The organism is Bradyrhizobium sp. CCBAU 51627, from assembly GCF_028128765.1.
In the GTDB taxonomy this organism is placed as follows: domain Bacteria; phylum Pseudomonadota; class Alphaproteobacteria; order Rhizobiales; family Xanthobacteraceae; genus Bradyrhizobium.
In genome coordinates, this window is sequence record NZ_LBJG01000004.1 from 19497 (window position 1) to 45888 (window position 26392).

General features: G+C 59.9%; 21 protein-coding genes. 19 read left to right on the plus strand and 2 right to left on the minus strand.

Going from position 1 to position 26392, the window contains the following annotated elements:
* The first annotated feature begins 82 nt into the window (after window positions 1-82).
* The 17 genes from XH88_RS01840 (at window position 83) to XH88_RS01920 (ending at window position 20646) form a co-directional block, all read left to right on the plus strand.
* A complete protein-coding gene (locus tag XH88_RS01840; protein ID WP_271613712.1) occupies window positions 83-757 on the plus strand; it encodes a hypothetical protein in 675 nt (224 codons plus the stop codon).
* 103 nt (window positions 758-860) lie between these two features.
* Window positions 861-1097 carry an acyl carrier protein gene (locus XH88_RS01845; protein ID WP_271613713.1) on the plus strand — a complete coding sequence of 79 codons (237 nt, stop codon included), beginning with the start codon at window positions 861-863 and terminating at the stop codon, window positions 1095-1097.
* A gap of 26 nt (window positions 1098-1123) precedes the next feature.
* Window positions 1124-1564 (plus strand): MaoC/PaaZ C-terminal domain-containing protein, encoded by a 441-nt coding sequence (locus XH88_RS01850; RefSeq protein WP_271613714.1) that lies wholly within the window; start codon window positions 1124-1126, stop codon window positions 1562-1564.
* A complete protein-coding gene (locus XH88_RS01855; RefSeq protein WP_271613715.1) occupies window positions 1549-2955 on the plus strand; it encodes a class I adenylate-forming enzyme family protein in 1407 nt (468 codons plus the stop codon). Before XH88_RS01850 ends, XH88_RS01855 begins: the two co-directional genes overlap by 16 nt.
* Before the next feature lie 5 nt (window positions 2956-2960).
* Window positions 2961-3575, plus strand: coding sequence for a hypothetical protein (locus tag XH88_RS01860; RefSeq protein ID WP_271613716.1), 615 nt, complete (start codon window positions 2961-2963; stop codon window positions 3573-3575).
* A gap of 95 nt (window positions 3576-3670) precedes the next feature.
* Window positions 3671-4804 (plus strand): DegT/DnrJ/EryC1/StrS family aminotransferase, encoded by a 1134-nt coding sequence (locus XH88_RS01865; RefSeq protein ID WP_271613717.1) that lies wholly within the window; start codon window positions 3671-3673, stop codon window positions 4802-4804.
* A gap of 187 nt (window positions 4805-4991) precedes the next feature.
* Window positions 4992-6314, plus strand: a complete 1323-nt coding sequence (locus XH88_RS01870; protein ID WP_271613718.1) for a glycosyltransferase — start codon at window positions 4992-4994, stop codon at window positions 6312-6314.
* Between the two features lie 20 nt (window positions 6315-6334).
* Window positions 6335-8527, plus strand: coding sequence for a glycosyltransferase (locus XH88_RS01875; protein WP_271613719.1), 2193 nt, complete (start codon window positions 6335-6337; stop codon window positions 8525-8527).
* 255 nt (window positions 8528-8782) lie between these two features.
* Window positions 8783-9973 carry a glycosyltransferase gene (locus tag XH88_RS01880; RefSeq protein ID WP_271613720.1) on the plus strand — a complete coding sequence of 397 codons (1191 nt, stop codon included), beginning with the start codon at window positions 8783-8785 and terminating at the stop codon, window positions 9971-9973.
* Window positions 9974-10200: 227 nt separating this feature from the next.
* Complete coding sequence (locus XH88_RS01885; protein ID WP_271613721.1) at window positions 10201-11403, plus strand: glycosyltransferase; 1203 nt, start codon at window positions 10201-10203, stop codon at window positions 11401-11403.
* Complete coding sequence (locus tag XH88_RS01890; protein ID WP_271613722.1) at window positions 11400-12995, plus strand: glycosyltransferase family 4 protein; 1596 nt, start codon at window positions 11400-11402, stop codon at window positions 12993-12995. The genes XH88_RS01885 and XH88_RS01890 overlap by 4 nt, the downstream gene beginning before the upstream one ends.
* A 51-nt stretch (window positions 12996-13046) precedes the next feature.
* Complete coding sequence (locus XH88_RS01895) at window positions 13047-14183, plus strand: glycosyltransferase (RefSeq protein ID WP_271613723.1); 1137 nt, start codon at window positions 13047-13049, stop codon at window positions 14181-14183.
* A gap of 1 nt (window position 14184) precedes the next feature.
* Entirely contained in the window at window positions 14185-16047 is a 1863-nt protein-coding gene (asnB, locus tag XH88_RS01900) for an asparagine synthase (glutamine-hydrolyzing) (protein WP_271613724.1), read from the plus strand.
* A gap of 75 nt (window positions 16048-16122) precedes the next feature.
* On the plus strand, window positions 16123-17196 hold the full coding sequence (locus XH88_RS01905; RefSeq protein ID WP_271613725.1) for a class I SAM-dependent methyltransferase: 1074 nt from the start codon (window positions 16123-16125) through the stop codon (window positions 17194-17196).
* A gap of 7 nt (window positions 17197-17203) precedes the next feature.
* The gene (locus XH88_RS01910) at window positions 17204-18088 is read left to right on the plus strand and encodes an NAD-dependent epimerase/dehydratase family protein (RefSeq protein ID WP_271613726.1); all 885 of its coding nucleotides are present in this window, start codon (window positions 17204-17206) and stop codon (window positions 18086-18088) included.
* Between the two features lie 21 nt (window positions 18089-18109).
* Window positions 18110-19162: a non-hydrolyzing UDP-N-acetylglucosamine 2-epimerase gene (gene wecB, locus XH88_RS01915; RefSeq protein WP_271613727.1), complete on the plus strand. Its 1053-nt coding sequence runs from the start codon at window positions 18110-18112 to the stop codon at window positions 19160-19162.
* A gap of 179 nt (window positions 19163-19341) precedes the next feature.
* A complete protein-coding gene (locus XH88_RS01920; RefSeq protein WP_271613728.1) occupies window positions 19342-20646 on the plus strand; it encodes a nucleotide sugar dehydrogenase in 1305 nt (434 codons plus the stop codon).
* On the opposite strand, the gene XH88_RS01925 is transcribed toward XH88_RS01920, so the two are convergent.
* The gene (locus tag XH88_RS01925; protein ID WP_271613729.1) at window positions 20616-21881 is read right to left on the minus strand and encodes a hypothetical protein; all 1266 of its coding nucleotides are present in this window, start codon (window positions 21879-21881) and stop codon (window positions 20616-20618) included. The genes XH88_RS01920 and XH88_RS01925 overlap by 31 nt on opposite strands.
* A gap of 408 nt (window positions 21882-22289) precedes the next feature.
* Here XH88_RS01925 and XH88_RS01930 point away from each other — a divergent pair, with 408 nt between their 5' ends.
* A complete protein-coding gene (locus XH88_RS01930; RefSeq protein ID WP_271613730.1) occupies window positions 22290-23927 on the plus strand; it encodes a carbamoyltransferase family protein in 1638 nt (545 codons plus the stop codon).
* A 2-nt stretch (window positions 23928-23929) separates the two neighbouring features.
* Here XH88_RS01930 and XH88_RS01935 read toward each other — a convergent pair whose 3' ends face one another.
* The gene (locus XH88_RS01935; protein WP_271613731.1) at window positions 23930-25153 is read right to left on the minus strand and encodes a phenylacetate--CoA ligase family protein; all 1224 of its coding nucleotides are present in this window, start codon (window positions 25151-25153) and stop codon (window positions 23930-23932) included.
* 86 nt (window positions 25154-25239) lie between these two features.
* Here XH88_RS01935 and XH88_RS01940 point away from each other — a divergent pair, with 86 nt between their 5' ends.
* Window positions 25240-26391, plus strand: a complete 1152-nt coding sequence (locus XH88_RS01940) for an AGE family epimerase/isomerase (protein WP_271613732.1) — start codon at window positions 25240-25242, stop codon at window positions 26389-26391.
* Window position 26392: the final 1 nt, after the last annotated feature.

Sequence of the window (26392 nt, forward strand, 5' to 3'; positions counted from 1 at the left end):
GGGGGCAGGGGATGGAGTGTGATGTATCGATTCGCCCGCACTCACCGGGCCGGCAAGGCGTTAGATGGTGGGATTTGCTCGCATGAGCACGAAAAAAATTGTGGTGCTGGGCGGCCCAGGAGACGGTTTTTCCTTGGCCGAAGCCATTCAGTTCGCGGAAAGGGCGGGAAGAGACGTTAAGTTGGTAGGCTTTCTGAATGACGTTCTGCCGCGAGGGGAGATTTTGCACAGCGTACCAGTTTTGGGAGCGTTGAACGACTGGCGGGAGGTCGATTCCGATGTCCAGTTCATTCCGGCCATCCAGAAAGTGGGTGACATGCCACAACGCGCGCGCCGCATCGAGGACCTTCGGATTCCGGATGACCGTTGGGGTACGTTTGTTCACCCCGCGGCCGTCGTCTCATCTGACGTCGAAATCGGGTGCGGGTCATTCGTGCTGTCGTGTGCGACGGTGCAGCCGGCTGCGCGGATCGGCAGGTTTGCGGGCGTTCGCGCCGGGGCCATGCTGGGACATCATTGCGAGATAGGCGATCACACGTACGTCGGCCCGAACGCAACTATGTGTGGCCGCAGTGTTCTGGAAAGAGGGGCCTATCTCGGTCCGGGTGCCGTTCTGATGGATGGCCGTGTGATGAGTCAGTTTTCCCTCGCAGGGATCGCTGCCGCAGTTACGAAGGATGTGCCCGAATACTGGGTTGTTTTTGGAAACCCAGCCCGTCGCGTGGGGTGGGTCAAGCGACCTCAATCGAAACCATGATAGCGAACCGTTCCAACATTTCCGGCTTCCATGCTACGGCTCGGCGCCGTAGTGCTGCCGGAAGCTCCGCAATCAAATTGTCCAGTCGTGGGAGAAAGAAGTAATGACCATCCGAAACGAGATCGTCGAGATCATCAAGCAGGCCAGCAAGCCGAGGGTTCCCGATCTCAGTGACGATAGTGTTCCCTTGCTCAAGCTTGGCCTCGACTCGCTCGACTATGCGACGGCCATCATGGAGATCGAGGAAAAGTATAAGGTCCAGATTGGTGAACAGGATATGGAGCGACTCCGCTCGCTAAAGGAGATCGTTGACTTCGTCCAAGTTCACGCCAAGTCGTGACTTCCGCTCAGACGGGAATTTTGCCGATGCACCTTGAAGTCACGGACGAAACGCCGCCACGTGCCCTTCTCATCGACGATCTTTCCGTCGGCGATCGCGTAGTGCAAAAAGTCGTTTTCGATACCGAGAAGCACAAAGCGTTCGCATGTTTGGCGCGAGACAGTGCACCCGTTCACGATGACGTCGATTTTGCCCGCCGACGAGGATTCGACGCCCCCATCATTCAAGGGCTCGCGGTCGTCAGCCGATTTTCCCGACTTATGGGAATGTATCTTCCGGGCGAGCACGCTGTGCTTCAGCGAACGGAATTCAAGTTTCATCAGCCTGTCTATGCCGACAAGGAGCTCCTTTATAGTTGTGAGGTGAAAAGAATCGTCAAGCCGCTCCGCGTCGTTCTTTTGGCCGTTGCTGTGACGGCCGACGGAATTGATCGTGTCACTGGGCAATGCCAATGTCAGATCATTTGAGCAATTCGGCCGTCGATCGGCTGGTTTCGAGACTCGCGTCGTTTGGCGAGTCTCCTGCGATAGTTTCCGAGAAGCGGACAGTAAGCTTTCGAGAACTGCTTGCCGACAGTGAGATTTGGCTGGAGCGTTTGCGCGGCGAAGGAGTCGGCCAAGGAACGGTTTGTGGTTATGTCGGGGAATATTCGCCTCAGACGATCTCTCTGTTTATTTCGTTGATGAGGGTGGGGGCCATAGCGGCGCCGCTCACCCCTGCGGTCGAACACGAATTGCCGAGGCTGGCGCAAATCGGCGGGCTTGAGCGGGTCATTAGATTTGACGACGAGGGGCATGCGACCTTTTCGGCTGCGTTTTCTCATGGTTCCAGCCCCCTGCTCGACGACTTCCGGGCGACGGAGCATGCTGGACTTGTGGTCTTTACATCTGGCTCGACGGGGCAGCCGAAAGCGATTTTGCACGACCTCGAAAAGGTTCTCGACAAGTTCGCAGAGCTGCGGCGAGGCCGCCGCACCGTTCTTTTCCTGATGATGGATCACTTCGGTGGTGTGAATACGCTGCTGTCGACCTTGGCGTACGGAGGAGTTGCGATATGCATCTCCGATCGAACGCCCGATGCTGTTTGCAGGGCAATTTCCAAAGGACGCGCCGAACTCCTGCCGACCACGCCGACATTTCTCAAGATGCTGATCGCCAGCGGAGTGTGGCGCGACCATGGCATCAGCTCGGTTCGACTTATCACCTACGGGACGGAGCCGATGCCGGAATCGACACTCGCGCGCTTGAGCGAGGTCTTTCCTGGCGTCGAACTCAAGCAGACTTATGGCTTGTCCGAGCTGGGGGTACTTCACTCGAAATCTCCCGATCCAAAGTCGCTCTGGCTGAAAATCGGCGGAAGGGGATTCGAAACCCGTGTCGTCGACGGAGTGCTGCACATCCGCTCGAATTCCAGCATGGTCGGATATCTCAATGCTCCCAGTCCGATTGACGCTGAAGGCTGGATGAATACGGGTGATCTCGTAGATCAGCAGGGGGACCTTATCCGATTTCGAGGCCGAGCATCGGAGGTCATCAACGTCGGCGGCCAGAAAGTCTTCCCCACTGAGGTGGAGACGATTCTTCTTCAGGCCGACCGCGTCGTGGATGCCACGGTTTATGGCGCCAAACACCCACTCTTGGGTCAAGCGGTACGAGCTCGTGTTTCGCTATCCGAGCCGGAAGATGAGGCTGCGGTCAATGAGAGGCTGAAGGAGTTCTGCCGGGATCGAATGGCGAAGTTCAAGGTGCCATTGAAATTCGAGGTTCTTCCAATCGAAGCGCAGATCACTCCCCGGACAAAGAAACAGCGGATCGTCGAGCGCGTGGATGACCTTCGCACAGACAAACACCGCGGGTAGGCGTCTTGGACCACTTGATCTTCTCGCCCCAGGTTGCCTTACGCGGATCGCGCACTTATGTGCATTCCACGACGCTATATGAGCAGTTGATTCGAGCTGCAACAAGCCTGGGCCTGCAAATCCGGGGGCCCTTGGATATGCGAGTAAATCGCTTGATACGAAAGCAACCTAGCCTTTGTTTTTGCGAGGGGCCGCTAGGCGCGAACTACGAAGAGCCTGCTGTCGTTTCCTTTTATGTGGGCGAGACGCCTTGGCACTGCCTCGTTTCCGAGCGCAGTGAACGGGTCACGCGCAGCGAGGTTTACGATGAGGAGTCGATCCGCAAGAACGCAATCGTCGAGGGGCAAACGATCCGCTTGGACGGCAAGGTAAATGCCAGTCCATTCGAGGTAGTGACGTCTTTGACATTGCAGCTGCACAATGCGCTCCTTTCCATTCCACCCGGTCGCAAGTGGTTCTTGGGCCGGGTTCAGCTGCAAAGACTGCTGGTGGAAGAGGATGCGCAGAAGATCCGGATCACGCTAGCGAAGAAGACCGGCTTGGGGCTGACTCGCTGCGCAATTGAAATAAGCACGAGTGCGATCGGAACGATCGACTTCATTCTTGGGCCCAGTACGTAACAAGGCGCGGCACTCGGAAATAGGCGTATTGCCCTGTCGCCGGGAAATGATCGGATCTCTGGGCACGGAGATGCGACAGTTAGTGGGACGATCAGATGAACATCACAGAACCGAGCTTTGATGAGGCCGAAATCGCGCTGTTGCGCGAGTGTCTCAACTCGAAATGGGTCACGCAGGGTCCGTTCACGGAACGCTTCGAGCGGCTGATCGCCGAGAAGCAAGGCGTCAAGCACGCTCTTGCCTGCACGTCGTGTACTGCGGCGCTGCATCTCGCGACCTTGGCGCTGAAGCTTGGACCGGGCGACGAAGTCATCGTCCCGGCCTTCACCTGGGTGACGAGCGCTCACTCGGCGGAATATGTCGGCGCCAGGCCCGTTTTCGTCGACGTCGACTTGGCGACGTACAACATCGATCCCGAAGCTCTGAAGGCGGCGATCACGCCGCGGACGAAGGCGATCGTCGCGGTTCACCTGTTTGGGCTCGCCGCTCCCATGGATGAAATAAGAGCCGTCGCCGAGCCCCGGGGCATCGCGATCATCGAGGACGCTGCATGCGCAATCGGTACGACCTACAAGGGCCGGCCGGTCGGCGGCCTCGGCGATATCGGTTGCTTTTCGTTCCACCCTCGCAAGGCGGTTACGACCGGCGAGGGAGGAGCGGTGACGACCAGCCGTGACGATCTCGCCGAGCGCGTGCGCTCGCAGCGCAATCATGGTGCGACCGGCGCGCCCGATCCATCGGTCGAGCCCCACGGTCCCTGGACGATGGCGACCTTTGAAAACCTCGGCTTCAACCTGCGCCTATCGGACATTCAAGCGGCCGTGGGCGTGGCGCAGATGGGTAAGCTCGAACGGCTGCTGGCGGAGCGCCGACGTCTGGGGCATCGCTATTCCGAACTGCTGGCAGGCAACAACTCGATCGCCCGGCCCCTCGGAGGAGACGTCAATGGACACACGTTTCAATCCTACGTCATCCGGGTGCTTGAAGGCAGTCGGGCGCACCGCAATGCGGTGATGACGGCCCTGGCCGCTGGAGGAATTCAAACGCGGCCGGGAACGCACGCCGTGCATCGGCTGGGTTACTACAGAAACAAGTACGGCCTGCTCCCTGAGGCGTTTCCGAACGCCGCGCTTGCCGAGGACACGACGATTACATTGCCCATTTTTCCGAATATGACGGAAGCGGATCAGCAGCGTGTCGTTGAATGCATCAATCGAGTCAGCGCCTGAAGCCGCGTAGGCGTGTATCGTGTTTTCGAAGCTAGTCCAATCAGCCCGCCGTCTGTTCGGGCGGGAGCCGACGAGCTTCTCGAGGCTATCCCGGGTTGCCAGGAGGAACCCTAGGCTTCGAGAGGCGCTTCGGTCGCTCTCTCCGGCAGGAGGGATAGGAAGGATCGAGGATACGATCTTCGAAAAGATGGATAGGGTCGCCTCGGAGCGAGATTACGGCCTCCTCATCTGCCTGCTGGATGCCCTGCGGCCATTTCTCAATCCCGACCAATCTTCCGAGGCGCGTTTGTTCTGGGAGGCCCTAATCGCGGACAGCCGTGCCATCTCTCAGCGCAGAATCCATAAGGGAGAGTTGAGATCTGTTTGGGGCGTCACGCCGATCGTTAATTTGACTGCCGGCGTTGCCGCGGACCGCGCCCTAGGTCTGAACTCCTGCTCGATCGTATTCACGACGTATCATACCTCCTCGCGTTTCGACTTCGTGTTCGCGGAATTGCAAAACCGCCTCGTTGCAGAGCGCGGCGAAGATTGGATCTTGTTTCGCTGGCTCGTGCTGATCTGGGCTCTCGTCAACTTTGATGTATTTCATCTTTACAACGACCGAGGCATCATCGAGCCGGCGGGGGGCTACGGAAGCCCCCGTTTCGGTATTGCGATGAGAGAGATGGAAATTTATCGCAGCGCCGGAAAACGCCTGTATACCTACGCCTACGGAGCGGACCACCGGACGCGTAACAACACGCTAGCCCTGGGACGGTGGAGCTTTTGTTCCGATTGCCCGGATGTGGGGGCGTTTTGCGTTTGTGACGACGCCGGAGCAGCGAACATGCTCAAGGTGATAAGAGAGCACTCCACCGCTGTGATTGCGCACGGCCTGGCGATGAAGCTTATTCCCGGCGCCATCAATATACCTTACCTCACCGTGGACATGAACAGGCTTCCCACGCGCAAGCCTTCCGATCGCGGAGCCGACACGCTCATCGTGGGGCATTTTCCGAACCACGGCTATTTCAAGGGCACCAAGTACCTCGAGCAGGCGATCGACGCTTTGAAGGCAGAGGGATTTTCAATCAATCTCCTGTATTTGAGCGGAAAGCCGCATGAGGAGATTCTCCGCGCCATGTGCGAGGTCGACGTTCTGGTCGATCAACTCGTCAGCGGTGCCTTCGGTTTGACTGCTGTCGAGGCGATGGCGATGGGCTGTCCCGTGATCTGCTATCTGCACGACGATGTCGCGATCGCAAATCGTCGCGCATGTCCGATCATTGAGGCGAACCCGGAAACCATCAAGGATGTCCTCAAAGGAGTTGTGACGGACCGTGCCCAGCTTTCTGCCGCGGCAAGCGCTGGCCCTGGATATGTCAAACAGAACTATTCGATAGATGCTCTCAGCCGGCATCTGGCCGACCTCTACGTTGGCTCCGCCGACCTGCCCAATCGGATGGAGGCGAGGATCGCAGCGCGCACCCAGCTGCGGGATCCCGCGCAGCCAGCGCCCGGGAATCGCTAGCGCCGATGCCGGATGCTCAAATGCGACCTGCGGACGAAGGCGAACTCAACGACGCCAGCCAGAGGATCGCGCGTGAAAACGCTGATGCGCTCGCGTTGATCAATCGTTTCGCCGCGAAGATGGGACGGCCGCTGCGCGTGCTCCATATCGGCAACATAGCGAACAACGCGTACAACAATGCATGCATCCAGCGAAAGTTCGGTATCGAAGCGGACGTGCTGTGCTACAACTACTATCACATCATGGGGTGCCCGGAGTGGGAAGACGCGGCGATTCGCGAGGGCGCTTCCGCCATTGAGCAAGATCACTTTCGGCCGGACTGGTGGGCAACGAGCCTGAGGGGGTGGAAGCGGCCGGCTTGGTTCGCTCAAGGGCCGTCGGTTCTGTGCTCGGAATATCTGCATCATAGGAATGCTGGGCGGAGACTCGCGACTTACCTGAAGTGGTTGGAACTCGAGTTGGCAGCGCTCGAGGACGCGCGAAGCGCTGGTTCCAAACCTCCAATTACGAAATTTATCCCGGCACGATTGCAGTTCTTGCTCTGGCTCAGGACCGCTGAGCGTACGCTCCAATCCGCCTTGCTGAAAGAAGGGTCCCTCACGCCCTACAAGATCTGGCTCGGAACATCGGTGGCGAATGGAATCATCGGTCGCAGTGATGGCGCGGAGCCGACGTGGTTCGATCGTATGTCGGCTGTCACATGGTTGAAGATGCGGAGAGGGCGGCACGTCGGCGCGCAGGACCAGGTCCAACATGCGAAGCGCTTGACAGTGTACAGGATTTGGCTCGGATTGGCGGTGGCGAATGGCGTCCTTGGTCGCAGCGAGGGCTCGGAGCCGAGCTGGCTCGATCGGATGTCGGTCGCGGCATGGCTCAGATTGAGGGGCCGCCGCGAAGTCGACATGCAGGATCGCGTTGCGCTCGCGGCGCATCGGGATGGCGTCAGGAACCTGCGATCGCGCTGGTTAAGGCGGCAGCTGCCCTTGTCGGTGAGGGAGCGGCAGGTCGATCTGCAGGATCGGGCCGGCCTCGCGCTACACCGGTCGAATGTCAGGAAACTGCAGGCGCGCTGGTCCGTGTGGGCACCTTGGTTGGTGCGTGCATTGATCGCGCGCACATTGGTTGTGGAACGGATGTTAGTCAGGCTGCTTGCCCCCGCGCAGCCAGGCTGCATCGAGCAATCCAGGCCGGATCCCGCAACGCGGGCCAAAGAGATCGACTCGCTGCTCGAGGAAATCAGAAACGATCCGGTCGAACTCGACGGAGATTCGCTCAGTTATCGCGACGAGTATATCACTCACCATCCAAGAACGTTCGAAAGTATCCTTTCCCATTACGATGTCATTCAGGGATATTCTATCGATGGGCTGATACCTTTGGTAAACGGCGTCAGGAATTTCTGTTGCTACGAGCACGGAACGCTTCGCGAGATTCCGTTCGAGAGCAATCTCACCGGTCTGATCTGTCGCTTCACTTTCCAGCGTGCTCCTGCGGTATTTGTCACGAATTCCGATGTGCTCCCGTCGGTGGAGCGGCTGAAGTTGAAGCCGGAGCGGGTGTTTTACTTGCCGCATGCGTTCGATGACCGAAAGTTGCGCGACTTCCGAGCGGCGCATCCCGAGCTTGCGCCGCCGAAGAGTGGACCGGTGATCTTCTTCAGTCCCACGCGCCACCATTGGAGAAACGGCAATACGTCCTGGCTGAAGGGCAATGACGTCGTCATTCGGGCGGCTGCGGAGCTTGCACGAGAACAAAGGGATTTCAGGCTCGTATTCGTCGAATGGGGACAGGAGGTGGCCGAAAGCAAGGCTCTGATTGAACAGCTTGGGCTTTCGGGGATGGTGGAGTGGGTTCCGACGATGTCGAAACGTGAGCTGTGGCGGCGCTATTGCGCCTCACACGCCGTGGTCGATCAGTTCATCGTTCCGGCCCTTGGTGGCGTTGGATTCGAAACTATGGCGCTCGGTGTCCGGCTCATTTCCGCGATTGATGTTGCGCAGACCGCGTTGTTTTTCGGCCAATCGCCGCCTTGTCTTACGGCTCGCTCGGTTGCGGAATGCGCAGTTCGGCTGCGGGAAGTTTTGGACGACCCGCTCGACAGCAAAGGCCGCGGTCCCGCCGCATCACACTGGATGACAACTTATCATTCGGCAGAACGAATTGTTGCTTTGCAATGCACGGCCTACCGCAAGCTGCTTTCTGGTCAATGGTAATAACGTTCGCTGCGAGTGGTTATGCAAACACAAAGTAAGAGCATGCTCGGCCCACTCAAATCGGTCGTCAAACGGTACCCACCGCTCCACCGCGCATTGCTTCCGGTCTATTCGTGCTTCGTTCGCCTGCGGAGCGCTCCTGCAGGGTTTGGCCGGTGGCTCGCGAATGCGCGATATCCCAAGATGCAAGCGGCAGCGGAGGGACACGCGTTGGCGGGGAGGATTGGGCGCAAGGCGGCGGGACGTGATGTCACCATGCTGGTCGTCTCGGATCTCAGGGTCGATCCTCGGGTCGAGCGAGAGGCGAGGGCGCTGGCGTCCGCCGGATTTGGAGTGACGGTCATTTGTCCCGAACTCTACCAGGGCTCCAGTGCTGCAACGGTGTTGGACTGGGGGCCGGGGGTATCCATACAACACATCGACTGGACGGCGGCTTCATTCATGTCGGAACAGCCGGGTTTCCGTGCCGATCTCCTCTATGCGGCGGCCGTCAGGACCAAACCGTTTGCGTTTCACGCCCATGATCTATCGACCGCTTATGCGGCGATGGCGGCTGCGAGGTATCGGGGCGCGCACCTCGTGGTCGATTTTCACGAATGGTTTTCCGAGAATGTCCATTGGGATGTCGCTGCGTCGGCCTGGGTTCCTTATCGGGACGACTGGAAGCGCGAGCTTCAGGAATTGGAACGTCGGTGCCTCGCGGAGGCGTCGGCCACGGTTACCGTGTGCGACTCGATCGCTGATGCGATGCACACCGAACTCGGCGGTGCGCGCCCCGTCGTCATAAGAAACATTCCGGATATTTCGAGAACCCCGTCGCGCGACTACCCTCCTCTCAAGCAGCAACTTGGGCTGCCTGAATCGAGCTTCGTCTTGTTGTGGCAGGGAGGCACTGGTCCGACGCGCCTGATCGAGCCTATCATCGAAGCGCTGGCCCAGGTGCCCGAATGCATTTTCGTCATTCGTGGTCCGTCTTTGGATCTCTTTGGGACCGACTATCTGTCGTTGGCCCGACGGGTCGGCGCCGAAGACAGGCTCAAGCTCGTACCGGCGGTTCCGTCAAGCGACGTCGTGGCGGCTGCCAGGGGCGCGGACGCGGGCATTTGGACGCTCCCGGCATTGTGCCGAAACTTCACTTTCGCGCTGCCCAACAAGATCTTTGAATATCTGGCTGCCGATCTTCCGGTGCTCGTTGCCAATTATCCAGAAGCCAAACGCCTCGTGGAGGAGCACAATGTTGGTTTGACGTTCGATCCTTATGATCCGAATTCGATTGCGCTCGCGCTAAATCGCCTCGTGCGGGAACAGGAATTGCGGCTGAGCTTCGCTGCTAACGCCAAGAGCGCTCTTGGCCGTTTGGATGCTGCATCCGAATGGCGCAAGCTGGTCTCGTTGTACGGCGGATTGTCGGACGCGCTCGGTGCAAGGCGTGGACCCTCGAAATGATGTGGCTGCTCCAATCGCGCGCGCGGCTGATTGTTCCGCAGCGCGTTCGACGGAAGCTTTCTCCCTACGTTTATGCACTGCATGGCGTTATGAGGTGGCCAGGCAGAAGCTTGCGCCGGCTCGCTACTTGGATGGGGACGGCCCTATCGAGGATAGCAGTGAGGATCGCTGTCGTCCTGGGGCCGAAACTTGCGTCACGGCGGCTGCGACGCGGGGAAGTTCGCACATTGTGGGGAACAACCCCGATTCTGACGCTTCCGCTGAAAGCGAGGGCGGACCGGGTGCTCGGCTTTTGCTCGAGCTCTCTTGTCTATGGCACTTACGTGATAACCTCCGCATTCGATATCAATCTTGAACGGCCGTTTACGAGAGCTCTGCGGTGGGGGCAAAGCGCCTCATACCAGCGCTTGGTTCTTGCCTGGGCCTTGCTGCGATTTGACGTCTTTCACTTTTTTGCCGACCGCGGTCTGCTCGACTCCGGCGTCCGGTTCCAGATCAGCTTCGAAGAACTAAGGGCGTTGCGCGACGCAGGAAAGCGCATCTACATCTACACGTATGGTGCAGACGTTCGGACCCGCAACGCCACCCTAGCGCTCGGCAGATGGAATTTCTGCATTGATTGCAGCGAGGCGTCGAAATATTGCGTTTGTGATGACGCCAAGATGCAAGAATTCGTTTCGGAGCTGAGAAAGTACGCGACGGCTTTGGTGTCGCTTGGCGACATGCTTGCCTACCTCCCGGGCGCAAAGCACGTCAATTACTGGCCTCTGGCGGTAGAGCAGATCAAACCAGCCGAATCCGTTTCGGACGTGGGGCCGCTGCGAATCGCGCACGCGCCAAACCACACCCATTTCAAGGGATCGAAATATCTTGAAGAGGCTGTCGAGAGACTGCGGGCTCAGGGGCACCAGATTGAATATCGAAAAATCCAGGGGGTTCCCAACACCGAAGTGATGGCGCTATTTGCAGCGAGCGACATCGTTGCCGATCAATTTATCGGCGGTGCCTATGGCTATACTGCACTCGAAGCAATGGCACTCGGCAAGCCCGTGCTGAGCTTCGTCAGAAGTGCGGACCTCGTCGAGGCTCCTGAAGAATGCCCGATAATCAATACAACTCCGGACCAGCTCGATGAGGTCCTGCGCTGGACCATCTGCAATCGAGATCGCCTTCGCGCGATCGGCGAGCAGGGTAGGCGGTATGTCGAGCGATGGCACTCAATTTCGGCAGTCGCGGCGCGACTTGGCCGGCTCTATTGTGAGACCGCGGATTTCCCTCGTCCCGTCGTCGATCGCATCCGGCGAGCGCAAGAGCAAGAGGCGGCCCGGCGGAGCTCCATTTCGCAGGTCAACGATTGGCAACATCCATTCCGGGTCGGCGGGGAGCTTCTCCCGTACAAGTCCGGTCGCGTGCCGGCTGGCAGTTCATGACCAGGTTGCAGGAAAAGGGGCCGACGGCCATGGGGACCGCGATCGACGGGATCTCCTCCGCACCACAGGATGACGGTTTTGATTGGTACAGCTCGTTCAGGGGGCGGCACGGCCGGCCCTTGCGCGTGCTGCACGTGGGCAATATCGCGAATAACGCATTCAACAATGCCCGGATCCAACGCCAGCACGGGATTGATGCTTACGTCCTGGCTTATGAGAACTATCACATCATGGCCTGTCCCGAGTGGGAGGAGGCGAACTTCGACGGTGATCTTGGCGATCCCTTTTTTCCGAATTGGTCAAGCCTGGATCTCAAAGGTTATTTGCGTCCTGGCTGGTTTGCTTCTGGTCCGCTCGAGCTTTGCTGTGCAATGATCGAGGCGGAGGTCACGGGACAAGAAGTGCTGGCGGAGCAACTGCGTCATTCCCTTGACCGTGCGCGTCGGAGAGTGTCTTCGCAAACGGCGTACGCGCGCGCGGTACGCTACGGCCAGAGAGCAAAACGTTTTGCTCGACGTTCCGCGCTTGGGGCATTGCGGGCCTTTTCGGGCGGGGACCAGAAGGTAGAGCTGGCGCGGCTCGCGGTGATTTCGGAACAAGCCCCCGTCCAGCTATCGCCGCTGCGCGAAAGCGATCTTGCCAGCTATCGAGCTCGGTTGGCGCCTCTGATCCGGTTGTTCGACCATTTCGATGTTATCCAGGCATATTCGACTGACGGCGCTTGGCCGTTGCTGGCCCATCATCCCTATCTCGCGTATGAGCATGGAACCCTCAGGGCGATCCCGTTCCAGGATGACAGCCTCGGACGCTTGGCGAGGACGGTGTTTCTCGGAGCCCAACACGTCCTGGTCACCAACATCGATTGTCTGTCGGCCGCGAGGCGGCTCGGAATCCCAAGCAGCCGCATTACACCTCTTCCGCACGCATTCGACGACAAGAAGCTCGTGGAGTTCAAGAAGGCAAACCCGGCAATTCGTCCTCCCGACGACCGCATCTTGTTCTTTCATCCAGCCAGGCATGACTGGCTGGACGCTGACCCCAGCCTGGTGAAGGGCAATGACAGGCTGATCCGGGCCTTCGCTACCGTCGCCCGCGAAGACAGCCGATTGCGACTGGCGATGATCGCGTGGGGCCGCGATCTCCAGGCATCTCGCGAACTGGTGCGCAGCCTGGGTCTGGAAGGCAGGGTGCAGTGGATGGACCCGATGCGTAAACCCCAACTTTGGCAAGCGTACCTGTCGAGTCACGCCGTGTTGGATCAGTTCGTTCTTCCATCCTTCGGGGGCATAACCTTCGAAGCCTTGGCGCTCGGAAGACCTGTGATCACCCATATAGATTCCGGTTCTGCCGCGGAGTTCTTTTCCCAGTCACCTCCGGTCCTGCAGGCTTCCAGCGACAACGAAATCGCCGTGGCGCTCCGCAGAATCGCATCGGATCCCGGCGACATGCAACAGCTCGGGGAGGCTGGCGCCACGTGGATCCAGCGCCTTCACTCCGCGAAACGGATTGTCGAACTGCAACTACGTGCCTACCGGCAGTACCTCGCAGGTTCGCAGCCCATTGAGCCTTCGACGTCGAGGGAAGAGCTATAAACTCGCAATTTGCCCTGCTGGCAATTGCGCGCAGATTGCTCGTCGGAATTCATGAGAGTCCTTCACGGCCCCTTCAACATCGGCAATCAACCCTGGTCGCTCTCGCGGGCCGAGCGGCGTCGGGGCAGCGCCAGCGATCTTGTGGTACGAAGCGGAACCTGGCTTCGCTATCCCGCGGACCGAATTCTGAGCGACGACGCCGACAGCAGCTTCAAGAAATCGATGCGCAGCGCGATGTTCGGATTGTGGAGCCTCTTGCGATACGACGTGCTGCATTACTACTTCGGCGCAACGTTCCTCTATCCCGGATATTCGCTTTCGGATGAGGGCTACCGTGCGCGCTTGTTTAGACGCTTGCTCACGACCGACCTCAGGTTCGCCAAGCTGCTACGCAAGAAGATCTTCATGACATTGCAAGGCTGCGACGTCAGGATGGCGGCGAACGGCAATCTGCGCAATCAATGGACGATGTGCGCCAGCGGCCGTTGTTCGGCCTATGAGACCTGCGTCAACATTCTTGATGCCCGCCGAGGCTATCTCGTAGAGCATATCCTGCCGCTGTTCGATCGTGTGTTTTATCTAAATCCCGAGCTGGGACATTTCGTGCGCGACGGGCAGTTTCTACCCTACGCCAATGTCGAGATAGCCGCCTTTGCGCCGGATTATCCTTCATCGCAGGGCAGGCCCAGGATAGTTCATGCGCCAAGTGATGCGAGCATCAAGGGCACCAGCATGATTCTGGATGCGCTGGAGCGTTTGAAATCGCGGTTCGATTTTGAGCTGATCCTTGTCGAGAAGAAGACGCACGAAGAGGCGATGGCCATCTATCGTTCGGCAGATCTCGCCATTGACCAGGTGCTTGCAGGCTGGTACGGCGGCTTCGCGGTTGAGATGATGGCTATGGGAAAGCCGGTGGCCTGCTACATCCGGGAAGACGATTTGAAATTCGTTCCTAAGGCCATGCGGGATGACCTTGCGATCTTGAATCTCGATCCTGGTCGGCTCGAGGATAATCTTGCGAGAATTCTCGAGCAGCGGAGCGAGTGGACGGAATTCGGAAAGCGCGCGCGGCGCTACGTGGAGCGTTGGCACGATCCTGATAAAATTGCAGCCGCTATGATCGCGGCGTACCGCCGCCCGGACAGCGCATTTGTGCTGACGGCGGACGCCCTCGAACCGGGTAATTGATATGTGCGGCATCGCCGGCATTTTGCATTTCGGCTCGTGCGTCGACGCGGACAGTCGCATACAGCGCATGACCGCGAGCATCGTGCACCGCGGTCCCGACGACTGCGGCTACCATTTGTCTTCGGACGTGGCGCTGGGCTTTCGTCGGCTCGCAATCGTTGATATTGCCACCGGTAATCAGCCGATGCCGAACGAGGACGGGCGGGTCTGGGTGGTCTTTAACGGTGAGATCTACAATCATCGTGAATTGAGACGGGAACTGCAGGCCGCCGGACATGTCTTCAAGACCGACCACTCCGACACCGAAGTGCTGGTTCACGGCTGGGAGCAATGGCAAGAAAGTTTGTTCGGGCGGCTCAATGGCATGTTCGCGTGTGCCATTTGGGACGAGAGCCAGCGTGAACTGGTGATTGCCCGCGATCGATACGGAATCAAGCCCGTCTATCTCGCCAATCTGCCGAGCCAAGGCATCCTCTTCGGATCGGAGGTACGGGCACTGCTTGCGAGCGGATTGATCCGCAACGAGGTTGAGCCCTCGGCAACGCTTGAATACTTCACGCTGATGAATAACTGGGAAGGACGCACGCCTTTCCGCGGTGTTCGTCTCCTCAAGCCCGGAACGTTCGAACGGTTCACGGTCGGACGGCGCTCCGGTGGTACCTACTGGTCCCCCGTCTACAAACGAACGCGTTCGCCAAGCCTCGCGCAGGCATCAACCGAATTCGCGGATATTCTGCAGAGCGCGCTCAGGCGGCAACTGGCCGCCGACGTGCCTGTCATGGCGTATCTGTCCGGCGGCATCGATAGCTCGGCCGTCACGTCGGGCGCTCATAAGATCGATCCGATCGTCCGCGCTTACTCCTGCATTTTTGATCTTGAGAACGTAGGAGAAGACAGCTTTGTTGACGAACGCGAATTCTCGCGCGCGATAGCAGAGAAGCTGAATATCGAGCGTACCGAATTCGTCGTCCCGCAGAATGCATTGGCCACCACCCTGGACGCTACCATTGCAGCGCTCGAATATCCCCGCATGGGGATGGCGTATGTCAATTATCTGATCGCACAGCGGGTCGCCCAAGATGCCAAGGTTGTCCTTTCGGGGACTGGTGGTGACGAAGTGACCGGCGGATATGTCGGCAGATACGCGATCGTGCCGAGGCGCCCGCCGCCGTCGATAGCGCATCGCATTCTCCAATGTGTGAGATCAGCGCTGGGACGAGGCCAATCGCCAAAAGATGGTTTGGCACTCTATCGGTCGTCCCTGAATGTTCCGATCGTAGCTGCTCGGATCAAGGAGGCCTTCACGCCCGAGTTCTTGCGGGCGGCAGATGGCTTTGATCCGCTCACTGCAATCGGGCGAGCCATAGAGGGCGCTCCGTCGAAAGATCCCTGGGACGTCGTCATGCATGTCGATTTGACGACCTACCTTCCGGGTCTATTGTCCCTGGAAGACAAGTTGTCCATGGCGCACTCTCTCGAGGCGAGAGTTCCGCTCCTTGACAATGAGCTTGTCGATTACCTGTTCGACGTCGATTGGAAGCTGTTGTCGGACGGCATCACGGGCAAGATCTTGTTTCGTGAGGCCGTCCGGCCCCTCGTTCCCGATATGATCTATCGGAAGCCGAAGATGGGATTTGGTCCTCCGGACGCTTCTTGGTACAGGGGAGCTCTTCGTTCCTGGATCGAGGACCAACTGTCCGAATCTCGAATTGAGCGGCGAGGCATACTCCAGTACGGCTACGTGCGGGGGATATTGAACGAGCATTTCGAGGGGAAGGCGAACCATGTTGCCCTGATCTGGTGCCTTCTCAGCTTCGAGTCGTGGTGCAAGCAATACAACGCCTATGGTGGCGCGCTCCACTAATTGCAATTTCGGGAAATTCTACTCATGCGAACGGTTAGCCAGCACCTTCTCCGTCCGAGCGGAAAAGAGCTTCAGTTGGAAGTCTTCACCGAGCAGGAAGGCCATGTGATCGAAGGCATCCTTCGGACGCCTGATCGCTCCCTGTGGTATCCGATCTTCCAGGGCGTGCCGTGTTTCCTGAGCGGACCTATGCAGCCCGATCTGACGGAGTTTTGCGCGCGCCACGGCTTGCAGAAGCCAGCGGCGCCGCCAAGCCGGCCCGAAGCACGCGAGCAAGCCAAAACCAACCAGACTTTCTCGGACAAATGGCGCCGTTTCAAGCAGTACGGGCTGCAACCGGAGCACAAGGAGTTCCTGTTCGGCTGGTACTGCAAGAAGTTGGGCGTGCCGGATTTGGCCGCGCTCAAGGAATTCTATGGTAGCAAAAGGCGCGTCCTGGAAGTCGGACCTGGCTCTGGCTTCAACACCAGGTTCATCGCGGAGAATTGCCCTGGGGAGGTGTTCGCCCTTGACGTATCGGATGCAGCGCTGACGACGTTTGAGAACACACGGGACTTGAACAATTGTTCTGTCGTGCAAGCCGATCTCATGGAGGCCCCGTTCGAGGACAACACGTTCGACTTCATCATTGCCGATGGCGTGCTGCATCACACCCCGAACACCAGATCGGCCGTTGAGGCCCTTTACCGGAAGGTGCGGCCGGGCGGGCAGTTCTTTTTCTACGTTTATCGGAAGATGGGCGCCGTGCGCGTGTTCAGCGATGACTACGTGCGCCAAAACTTCATGCCGCTCTCGCCCGAGGAGTGCTACGCGGCGTGTGAGGGGATCACGGATCTCGGCCGGGAATTGTCTCGACTTAACGCAACGATCACCCTCGAGAAGCCGATTCCGGTGCTCGGAATTCCCGCTGGAACGCACAACGTTCAGCGATTGTTTTACTACAATTTCCTGAAGTGCTTCTGGAACGAAGCCTTCGACTACGAAACGAACAACATGGTCAATTTCGATTGGTACCATCCGCACAATGCTTGGCAGCACACGAACGATGAGGTCGAGGGTTGGTTGAAAGAGCTAGGAGTGAAGACGTATGCCTTCAACGATGCGAACCCAAACGGCATCTCCGTTCTGCTGACCAAGCCAGCGGCCTGATACGAGCATGCGGATCTTGTTGACCGGCAGCACCGGCTTTGTCGGCTCCGCCCTCGGCGCGCGGTTGGTGGCCGAAGGTCATGAGCTGTTCTGCGTATGCCGGCCGGGAACGTCGGTTGGCTTCGGCACGAAGATCGCCTGGGACGGCACGAAGGCGATCGAGCCTGACACGTTTCCAAAAACCGTCGACGCGGTGATCCACGCGGCGCAGTCGCGCAACTACCGTCAGTTCCCCGCGGATTGTCGAGAGATGTTTCTTGTCAACGTCGGAATGACGATGCTGTTGCTGGAATGGGCGGCTCGAGCTTCCGTCAAGCAATTCTGCCTGCTGTCCTCCGGTGCGGTATATGAACCGTTCGCGGCTGCATTGCGGGAGGATGCCGCACTGGCTCCGAGCGGTTTCCTCGGTGCAAGCAAGCTCGCGCCTGAAATTCTCGCGAAGCCGTTCTCCAGCTTGTTCGCCACGACTGTCCTGCGGTTGTTCTTTCCTTACGGTCCCGGACAACGCGATCGGCTCATACCGGATTTGATCCGCCGTGTTCGATGCGGCAAGGCCGTTCGGCTCGCGGGAAACGAAGACGGCATTCGCCTCGCGCCCACGTTCATCGACGATATCGTAGACGTTATTCTTGCGAGTGTCGCTTCGTCTTGGACAGAAACACTGAATGTAGCCACGCCGGAGACCCTCTCGATTCGACAGATTGCCGATGCCATCGGCCAGCATTTGCAGGTCGAACCGAAGTTTGAGATCGTAGATGTTCCAGCAGCGGATATCGTTCCCGACCTGAGCCGTCTCGCTTCGCGATACGAATTGAAGAGGTTTACCTCCTTTGAGGAAGGTTTGCGGAAGATATTGGCTTCGGAAGAAACGCATTCTGCCGGACTGTCGTGACAAACCGTTTGAGCCGAGCCCATGGCCCTTAAAGTCCTCACCATCGTCGGCGCGCGGCCGCAGTTCATCAAGGCGGCGACGGTCAGCCGCGCCATCCGGGAGACGAGCGGGCTGTCCGAAATCATGGTTCATACCGGGCAGCATTTCGACGCCGACATGTCTGACGTATTCTTCGAGGAGTTGGGGATTCCGAAGCCGCAGTACCACCTCGATATCAACGGCGGCGGCCATGGCGAAATGACCGGGCGGATGCTGATGGCGATCGAGCCGATCCTTCAGTCGGAGAAGCCCGACTGGGTTGTCGTCTACGGCGACACCAATTCGACCTTGGCCGGATCATTGGCGGCGGCCAAGTTGCACATTCCCGTCGCTCACGTCGAGGCGGGCCTGCGCTCGTTCAACCGTCGCATGCCGGAAGAAATCAACCGGCTTGTTACGGACCATCTGTCGATACTGCACCTCTGTCCCACGACTACCGCGGTTGCGAATCTTGCAGCCGAGGGGGTCACCAAGGGCGTACATCACATCGGAGATGTGATGTACGATGCGACCTTGTTCGCGATCGGCAAGGCCGAACGGAGTTCAACGATCCTCTCGAAGCTGGGTCTCAAACCCGACGCGTATGCACTCGCGACGGTCCATCGTGCAGAGAATACCGACGATCCACGGCAGTTGCGTGCGGTTGTAGAGTTTCTCCGGGAAAAATCGCGCAGGCTGCCGGTGGTGATACCGCTCCACCCTCGAACGCGTTTGGCGGCAACCCGAATGGGAGTGGATCTGAATGGCCTTCAAGTCATCAGGCCTCTCGGCTACGTCGACATGGCAAAGCTGCTGCATCACGCCGTGGAGCTGTATACCGATTCCGGAGGACTTCAGAAGGAGGCCTATTTCCACCGCGTGCCCTGCGTCACGCTGCGGGACGAAACCGAGTGGACGGAGACGGTCGAGCATGGCTGGAACCGGCTCTGGCGAGGGGCGGATTTTCTGGATCGGAAGGACATTGATGAATACGGGCAGGGCCGGGCGGCTTTCAAGGTGGTCGATTTGCTTCGAGGCGCAGCAGTGGCCCGCTAGCGTCGAGGCGGGACGGTGGCCTCTTAGGGCCGCGCCAGCCGTCTGGGCGCTTGTGGATCCGACCCAACGGGTTTATGCAGCGGCCGCATCGTTGTCGCACGGCGCGTGAAATCAAGTCAGAATCTAACGAGTGATTTCCCCATCGTGGATCTCATTCTTGGTGAACCAGGGGCTCCGAGATGAAAGTTGAACTGATCGACAAGCTGGACAGCAAGACCGCCCGCATCGGCATCGTGGGCCTGGGCTATGTCGGCTTGCCCCTCATGCTTCGATATTGCGAGGTCGGCTACAAGGTCATCGGCTTCGATATCGACCAGTCCAAGGTTGACTCGCTCAAGGCGGGCAATTCCTACATCGAGCACATATCGAGCGGCAGCATCAGGCGCGCGACCGAACTCGGCTTCGAGCCTACCACCGACTTTTCCCGCGCCAAGGAGGTCGACGCTCTCATCCTGTGCGTTCCGACGCCGCTTAACAAATATCGCGAGCCTGATCTCAGCTTCGTGCTCAACACGACCGAATCGCTGGTGCCTCACTTGCACAAAGGAATGGTGTTGTCGCTTGAAAGCACGACCTATCCCGGCACCACGGAGGAGGAGCTGAAGCCACGGATCGAGAGTCGAGGGTTCAAGGTCGGCACCGATATCTTCCTGGTGTTTTCGCCCGAACGCGAGGACCCAGGCAACCAGCATTTCACGACCCGCTCGATCCCGAAGGTCTGCGGCGGCTGCACGCCGGCGTGTCTGGAGGCGGGCATCGCGCTCTATCGTCAGGTGATCGACAAGGTCGTCCCGGTGAGTTCGACCCAGGCGGCCGAGCTGACGAAGCTGCTCGAGAACATCCATCGATCGGTGAACATCGGCCTCGCCAACGAGATGAAGATGGTCGCCGACAGGATGGGGATCGATATTCACGAGGTGATCCGGGCCGCGGCGACCAAGCCCTTCGGCTTCGTGCCCTATTATCCCGGCCCGGGCATCGGCGGCCACTGCATCCCGATCGATCCGTTCTACTTGACCTGGAAGGCGCGTGAGTATGGCATGCACACGCGTTTCATCGAGCTTGCCGGCGAGATCAACTCCTCGATGCCGGACTACGTGGTCTCGAAAATTTCGCTCGCGCTCAATCAGCGCAACAAGTCGATCAATGGCAGCTCCATTCTGGTGCTCGGCATCGCCTACAAGAAGAATGTCGACGACGTTCGTGAATCGCCCTCGGTGCTCCTCATGGAGCGTCTTCGAGATCTCGGCGCGCGCATTTCGTATAGCGATCCGCACGTGGCTTCGTTCCCCAAGATGCGGGCGCACTCCTTCGATCTGGCCAGCGTGCCGCTGACTTCGGACAATCTCAAACAGTTCGACTGCGTCCTGCTTGCGACCGATCACGACAAGTTCGATTATGAGCTGATCTGCAAGGAAGCGTCGCTGCTCGTCGATTGTCGCGGAAAGTTCCTTCAGCCGGCGGACAACATCGTGCGCGCTTGAGCGGGCTGCTGCTCGTCCTTCGCCCTGTTCAGGGGCTTTCCCGTTGTCGTCGCCGCCGCGCGAGGCGACACGTACCACAACACGAACAACAGGGCGGCCCCGTTCGACAGGAGATTGGTCGAAAGCGGGACATTGACGAGCGCCTGCAGGATCAGTCCCGACGAAACCAGGATAAGCCGCGGCGACAGGCCGGACGAGAGGCGATTGGCTATGGCGATGATCAGCCCGCAGCCGAGCGCGGAAAGCGGTGCGAACAATGGACCGACAGAGGCGATCCCCTCGGTCGCAAACAGCGAAGCATTGAATGCGCCGAGCTGATAGGCCTTCGACATGACCACGGATAGCGGCTCGTCATAAGGGCAGCTGATGAAGGGCTTCAACAAGTTGATCTGACAGAAGTGCGTCAGCGGATGTTCGGAAAAGAAGTTGTTGTAGACTTCCAGTGCAGCCGAAGGCATTGCGATCATGCGGCTGTTGACCGTCCCGACGTAAAGCGAACCTATCCCGAGCGGAAAAAGGCCCGCTCTCATCGCGAAAAACAACACGATGCCGGCCAGCATCGGCAGTAGCAGAGACAGGATGGTCGCGGCTCGCGGCGGCGCCCATGTCGATAACAAGGTGAGAAACACCAGCCAGAACGGCGCAAAGAGCGTCAGCTTGGTCAATGTGACCGGATAGAGTAGCAAGAGAAGCAGAAGGGCTAGTCCGGCGCGCCCAAACAGCTTGCGCTCCAGGAATCCTGCAAAGGCGAACGGGAGCAGGACGTTCGACGTTGTGCCCAGCGCATATCGAAGCGGCGCCGGAAAATTCAGTTCAGCGCGATATCTGTAGATCTCGGAGAGGCCAACTGGAGTGAAATTATAGAGCGCGCCTACGGCCGCGACGGTCGCTCCGACCAGCAACATGACGGAAAGAAGGTGATCGAACGCGCGGGCCGACAGGGGAGGATGGCGCCGGCCCGGCGAGGTGATGAACAGGCTGGGAAGAATGAACAAGAGTCCGGATATGATGATCGAGACGTAGGCCAGCCGGTGGTCGTAGGTGAGCACGGAAAACGGGATCAGCCAAAGATAGCCGGCGATCATGGTGAAGAAGTTGAACGAGACGATGTATCCGAAGCTGAAACCGGCATAGGCGAAGAGGAGAACGACCGGCGCGAAGATCGAGACGTTCAGTATCGCAGCGACGATATGCGACCGATCGAACTCGACGGCGCCGGGGAATGTGTCGCTCACGCACGTCGTGGATACGCAGAGCGCCGCCGTAAAGATCAGGAGCAGCAAGATCAGCGTGAGCCTGCGTGGGGCCAATCTTGATGATAAGGCAAGACTGTTCATCGCGTCTTGGTATCCCGGGGCTAGAGGTCGTGTATAGGCTATCGGATGGACATCGACAACGGGTAGCCGAGCGCCCCGGACCATCGCCTTCGGGGCTCGGGGCGCGCACCGATCTCGGCCAGTTCGCTGGCGCCCAATCGTGGGCCTCGCAGATGCCCTTCATAGGACCCGGGCAATCCTGCCTGTAGGTGACAACGAAGGCGAGGTAGCCTCGGCATCAAGCCAGATGCCGCCAGGGCGCTTGCGCCGGGCGTGATTTACTTTGCCTCCGATTGTTGTAGAAGGCGATTTTCGAGGGTGCGACGGATGTATGTGATCGGAATCAGCTCTGGCATCAAGCACGGCCACCACGATGGTGCGGCGGTGCTGTTGCGCGACGGCGAGTTGATCGCAGCCGCCGAGGAGGAGCGTTTCACGCTGGCCAAGCATGCGCGCGGCGAGCTTCCGCGCGGAGCGATCGGATTTTGCCTGAAGCAGGCCGGCATCACCATGCGTGAGGTTGACTGGATCTGCTCGCCGCTGAAGACCTACACGAATTACGCGCAGCGCCTTACGGAATATTTCAGCTACCAGTTCGGGCACAGCCCGAAGATCGAGCTCTACGATCACCACCTCTGTCACGCCGCGAGCTCGTTCTATGGATCCGGTTTCTCCGAGGCGACCGTCGCCTGCTTCGACTTCTCGGGTGACTCCAGCTCCGGTCTCGTCGCGCATGCGCGCGGCAATGATTTCCGCGTGCTGACGCGGTTCGGCCGCCACAATAGCCTTGGTCTCTATTACGGGATGCTGACCCAGTATCTCGGCTATCAGATGACCAACGATGAGTACAAGGTCATGGGTCTGTCGTCTTATGGCAGCCCCGAATATCTCGACAAGTTCGCCAAGCTGCTGCGCCCGGCCGGCATCAATTACGAGCTCGATCCGGGGCTTGACAAGCGCCGACGCGATGCGGACATTTTCACCAGCGATTTCTCGACGCGGCAGGAGCGCATCTTCACCGAGAAGATGGAGGAGGTCCTCGGACCGCGCCGCCTTCGCGGCGCGCCGCTTGACCAGCGGCTGACCAACATCGCCGCAAGCGGCCAGAAGCAGCTCGAGATCGTCACGACCGAGGTGATCCGCTCTGCGATCGCCGAAACCGGCTGCGGCGATGTCTGCATCGCCGGCGGCGTCGGGCTGAACTGCAAGATGAACATGGAGATCGCGGCCGAGCCCGCTGTGAAGCGTCTCTATGTCCCGCCGGTGCCGCACGATGCAGGTGTGGCCCTGGGCGCCGCGATGATGAAGTGTGCCGAGGCGGGCCATGCAATATCGCCGCTGTCCCACGCCTATTGGGGGCCAGAGTACTCCAACGACACGATCCGCGAGACGCTCGACAAGATCGGGGCACGCTTCGAATTGCTCGACGATCCCGTAGCGCACTGCGTCACCGATCTCGCCGAGCAGAAGACGATCGGCTGGTTCCAGGGACGGATGGAGTACGGCCCTCGCGCGCTCGGCAATCGCTCGATCCTCGCCGATCCGCGTCAGGCCGGTATGAAGGATCGCATCAATCTTACGATCAAATATCGCGAGGAGTTCCGCCCCTTCTGCCCGTCGGTTCTGTACGAACGTCAAGCCGAGTACTTTGAAGATACGTTCGACGCGCCCTTCATGGTGGTGACGTTTCCGGTCAACGAGAAGGTCGCTAACACTATGCCGGCTGTGGTCCATGTCGACAACACTGCGCGCATCCAGAGTGTCCACGCGGACAGCAATCCGCTCTACAGTCGCCTGATCGGTGAGTTCGCAAAAGCGACCTCATTGCCCGTGCTGATCAACACGAGCCTCAATATCAACGAGCAGCCGACCGTGAACGCGCCGCTGGAGGCGCTGCACACTTACTTTTGCTCGGGGCTCGATGTGCTCTATCTCGGCAACTACAGGCTCTCGAAAGCGGGCTGAGCTCACCGCTCGTCGGCGATCACCTTGCCGTCGTTCGGTAGCGCGCCCGGGTTTACCAGCTCGACATCGCCGCCGAGTTTCGTGACGGCCCGCAGGCTGCTCACGATCTGCTCCCGCAGCGCATCGCTCGCCCCAGCGCATTCCGCTTTCAGCGTCATCGCATCAGCCTCGCCCTGGCGCGTGACCACAAGGCGCAGCCTTCCGAGCGCTGGATGGCGCTTGCCGATCTCGGCGACCTGCTCGGGGCGGACGAACATGCCTTTGACCTTGGTGGTCTGGTCGGCGCGGCCCATCCAGCCTTTGATGCGCATGTTGGTGCGGCCGCACTTGCTGGGTCCCGGGAGCGCCGCGGTGAGGTCGCCCAGCGCGAGACGAATCCAGGGATGATGCGGATCGAGCGAGGTCACCACGATCTCGCCGACATCGCCGGGGGAGACGGGATCGCCGGTGCCGGGCCTGACGATCTCCATGATCAGATCCTCATTCACGATCATACCCTCACGAGCCTCGGTCTCGAACGCGATCAGGCCGAGATCGGCGGTGCCGAAGGCCTGGTAGGCGTCGACGCCGCGCGCCTTGATCTCTGCCTGGAGCGAGGGCGGGAAGGCGGCGCCCGAGACCAGCGCGCGCTTGATCGAGGAGACGTCCCGGCCCGCGGTCGCCGCGGCATCGAGCAGGATCTTCAGGAAATCAGGTGTGCCACTGTAGCCGACCGGACGATATGCCTCGATCAGCTCGAATTGCTGCTCGGTGTTACCCGGGCCGGCCGGTATCACAGCGCAGCCGAGCGCACGTGCCGAGGAGTCAAAGATGAAGCCGCCGGGGGTGAGATGGTAGCTGAAGGTATTGAGTACGATGTCGCCGGGCCGGAACCCGGCCGCGAACAGCGCTCGCGCGCCGCGCCAGGGGTCGGCCTGCCGTCCTTCCGGCTCGAAGATCGGGCCCGGGGAGGTGAACAGGCGGGCGAACGACCCCGGGGCCGCTGCCACGAAGCCGCCGAAGGGCCGCCGAGCCTTGTGCAGGGCCGGCAGATCCGACTTACGCAGCACCGGCAGGCCCGCCAGCGCCGTTCTGGAGGTCACCGAGGCGGGATCGATGCCCTTCAGCCGCTCGGCATGGGCCGGGGCGGCCATGGCGCTACGCAGCACGCCCGGCACGCGGGCGAACAGCTCGGCCTCGCGCGCCGCCGGCTCACGCGTCTCGAGGGCATCGTAATGGGCGGTCATGGCAGGTCTTTCCGGATTGGCATCCGTTGCGCGCGGCCGATCGCATGGGTATCAGACGGCCATTGGCGGGGCGTGGAGAGGACGTGATGGCGGGCGAGAGCATCATTCCGGCGGACGAGACGGCCGGCGTCGTCGCGCGCCTCAAGCGCCGCATGATCGAGGACGCGATACCGCTGTGGTCGACCGCCGGCTGGGACCATGAAACGGGCGGCTTCATCGACCGGTTGCACCGTGACGGCACCCCGGATACGGCCGCACCGCGGCGCGTGTTCGTGCAGGCGCGTCAGATCTATTGCTTCGCCAAGGCGGCGCAGATGGGCTGGTATCCGCAAGGCCGCGCCATCGCGCTGAAGGGGCTGGAGCATCTCCTGGCGAAGGCGAAGGCGCCCGACGGCAAGCCCGGCTATGTGCACCAGCTGACGCCGGAGGGTACGGTGCTGGATGGCCGACGCGACGCCTACGACCACGCCTTCATCCTGTTTGCACTTGCGACGGTCTATGCGCTCGACCAGGACGCCCAGATCCGCGCGGAGATCGATGCGCTGCTTGCTTTCCTCGACGGCCATCTGCGCTCGCCGAATGGCGGCGTGCACGAAGGCCTGCCGGTGTGGCTGCCGCGCCGGCAGAACCCGCAGATGCATCTGTTCGAGGCGATGATCGCGTGTTTCGATGCGACCCTCGATCTGTCGTTCCAGAATCGCGCCGGCGAGTTCTTCGCGCTGTTCCTGGCCAATCTCTACGACAAGCGGAAGTGCATCCTGACGGAGTACTTTGAGGAGGATTGGTCGAAGATCGAGCCCGTCAGCGTCGAGCCTGGCCACCAGGCGGAATGGGTCTGGCTGCTGAAGGGATTTGAGCGCATTACGGGCTGTCCGACCGGACAGCGGCGCGGCGAGTTGCTCGCGACCGCGCTCCGCTATTGCGACGCGGCGACCGGCTGCCTCGTCGACGAGGGAGATGATGCCGGCAACATCCGCCGCAGCACGCGCCGGCTGTGGCCGCAGACCGAGATCGCAAAGGCCTGGATTGCGCAGGCCGAGTCCGGTGAGGCGGGCGCTGCGGACGAAGCGCGCGCGGCGCTGGTGCGGCTCGAAAGGCTTTACCTCAGCCATCCCGTGCGGGGCGGCTGGTACGACCAGTTCGACTGCGACGGCAAATCGCTGATCGACACCATTCCTGCGTCGTCGTTCTATCATGTTCTCTGCGCGGTCACGGAAGCGGAGCAGGTGCTGGGTTGAG

What these genes read in the sequence shown, in the direction of transcription:
- XH88_RS01890 (WP_271613722.1), top strand. Translation starts at nt 11,400, where the DNA reads ATGACCAGGTTGCAGGAAAAGGGGCCGACGGCCATGGGGACCGCGATC.
- XH88_RS01940 (WP_271613732.1), top strand. Translation starts at nt 25,240, where the DNA reads ATGGCGGGCGAGAGCATCATTCCGGCGGACGAGACGGCCGGCGTCGTC.
- XH88_RS01880 (WP_271613720.1), top strand. Translation starts at nt 8,783, where the DNA reads ATGCTGGTCGTCTCGGATCTCAGGGTCGATCCTCGGGTCGAGCGAGAG.
- XH88_RS01870 (WP_271613718.1), top strand. Translation starts at nt 4,992, where the DNA reads ATGGATAGGGTCGCCTCGGAGCGAGATTACGGCCTCCTCATCTGCCTG.
- XH88_RS01850 (WP_271613714.1), top strand. Translation starts at nt 1,124, where the DNA reads ATGCACCTTGAAGTCACGGACGAAACGCCGCCACGTGCCCTTCTCATC.
- XH88_RS01855 (WP_271613715.1), top strand. Translation starts at nt 1,549, where the DNA reads ATGTCAGATCATTTGAGCAATTCGGCCGTCGATCGGCTGGTTTCGAGA.
- wecB (WP_271613727.1), top strand. Translation starts at nt 18,110, where the DNA reads ATGGCCCTTAAAGTCCTCACCATCGTCGGCGCGCGGCCGCAGTTCATC.
- XH88_RS01910 (WP_271613726.1), top strand. Translation starts at nt 17,204, where the DNA reads ATGCGGATCTTGTTGACCGGCAGCACCGGCTTTGTCGGCTCCGCCCTC.
- asnB (WP_271613724.1), top strand. Translation starts at nt 14,185, where the DNA reads ATGTGCGGCATCGCCGGCATTTTGCATTTCGGCTCGTGCGTCGACGCG.
- XH88_RS01920 (WP_271613728.1), top strand. Translation starts at nt 19,342, where the DNA reads ATGAAAGTTGAACTGATCGACAAGCTGGACAGCAAGACCGCCCGCATC.
- XH88_RS01930 (WP_271613730.1), top strand. Translation starts at nt 22,290, where the DNA reads ATGTATGTGATCGGAATCAGCTCTGGCATCAAGCACGGCCACCACGAT.
- XH88_RS01865 (WP_271613717.1), top strand. Translation starts at nt 3,671, where the DNA reads ATGAACATCACAGAACCGAGCTTTGATGAGGCCGAAATCGCGCTGTTG.
- XH88_RS01935 (WP_271613731.1), bottom strand. Translation starts at nt 25,153, where the DNA reads ATGACCGCCCATTACGATGCCCTCGAGACGCGTGAGCCGGCGGCGCGC.
- XH88_RS01845 (WP_271613713.1), top strand. Translation starts at nt 861, where the DNA reads ATGACCATCCGAAACGAGATCGTCGAGATCATCAAGCAGGCCAGCAAG.
- XH88_RS01875 (WP_271613719.1), top strand. Translation starts at nt 6,335, where the DNA reads ATGCGACCTGCGGACGAAGGCGAACTCAACGACGCCAGCCAGAGGATC.
- XH88_RS01895 (WP_271613723.1), top strand. Translation starts at nt 13,047, where the DNA reads ATGAGAGTCCTTCACGGCCCCTTCAACATCGGCAATCAACCCTGGTCG.
- XH88_RS01840 (WP_271613712.1), top strand. Translation starts at nt 83, where the DNA reads ATGAGCACGAAAAAAATTGTGGTGCTGGGCGGCCCAGGAGACGGTTTT.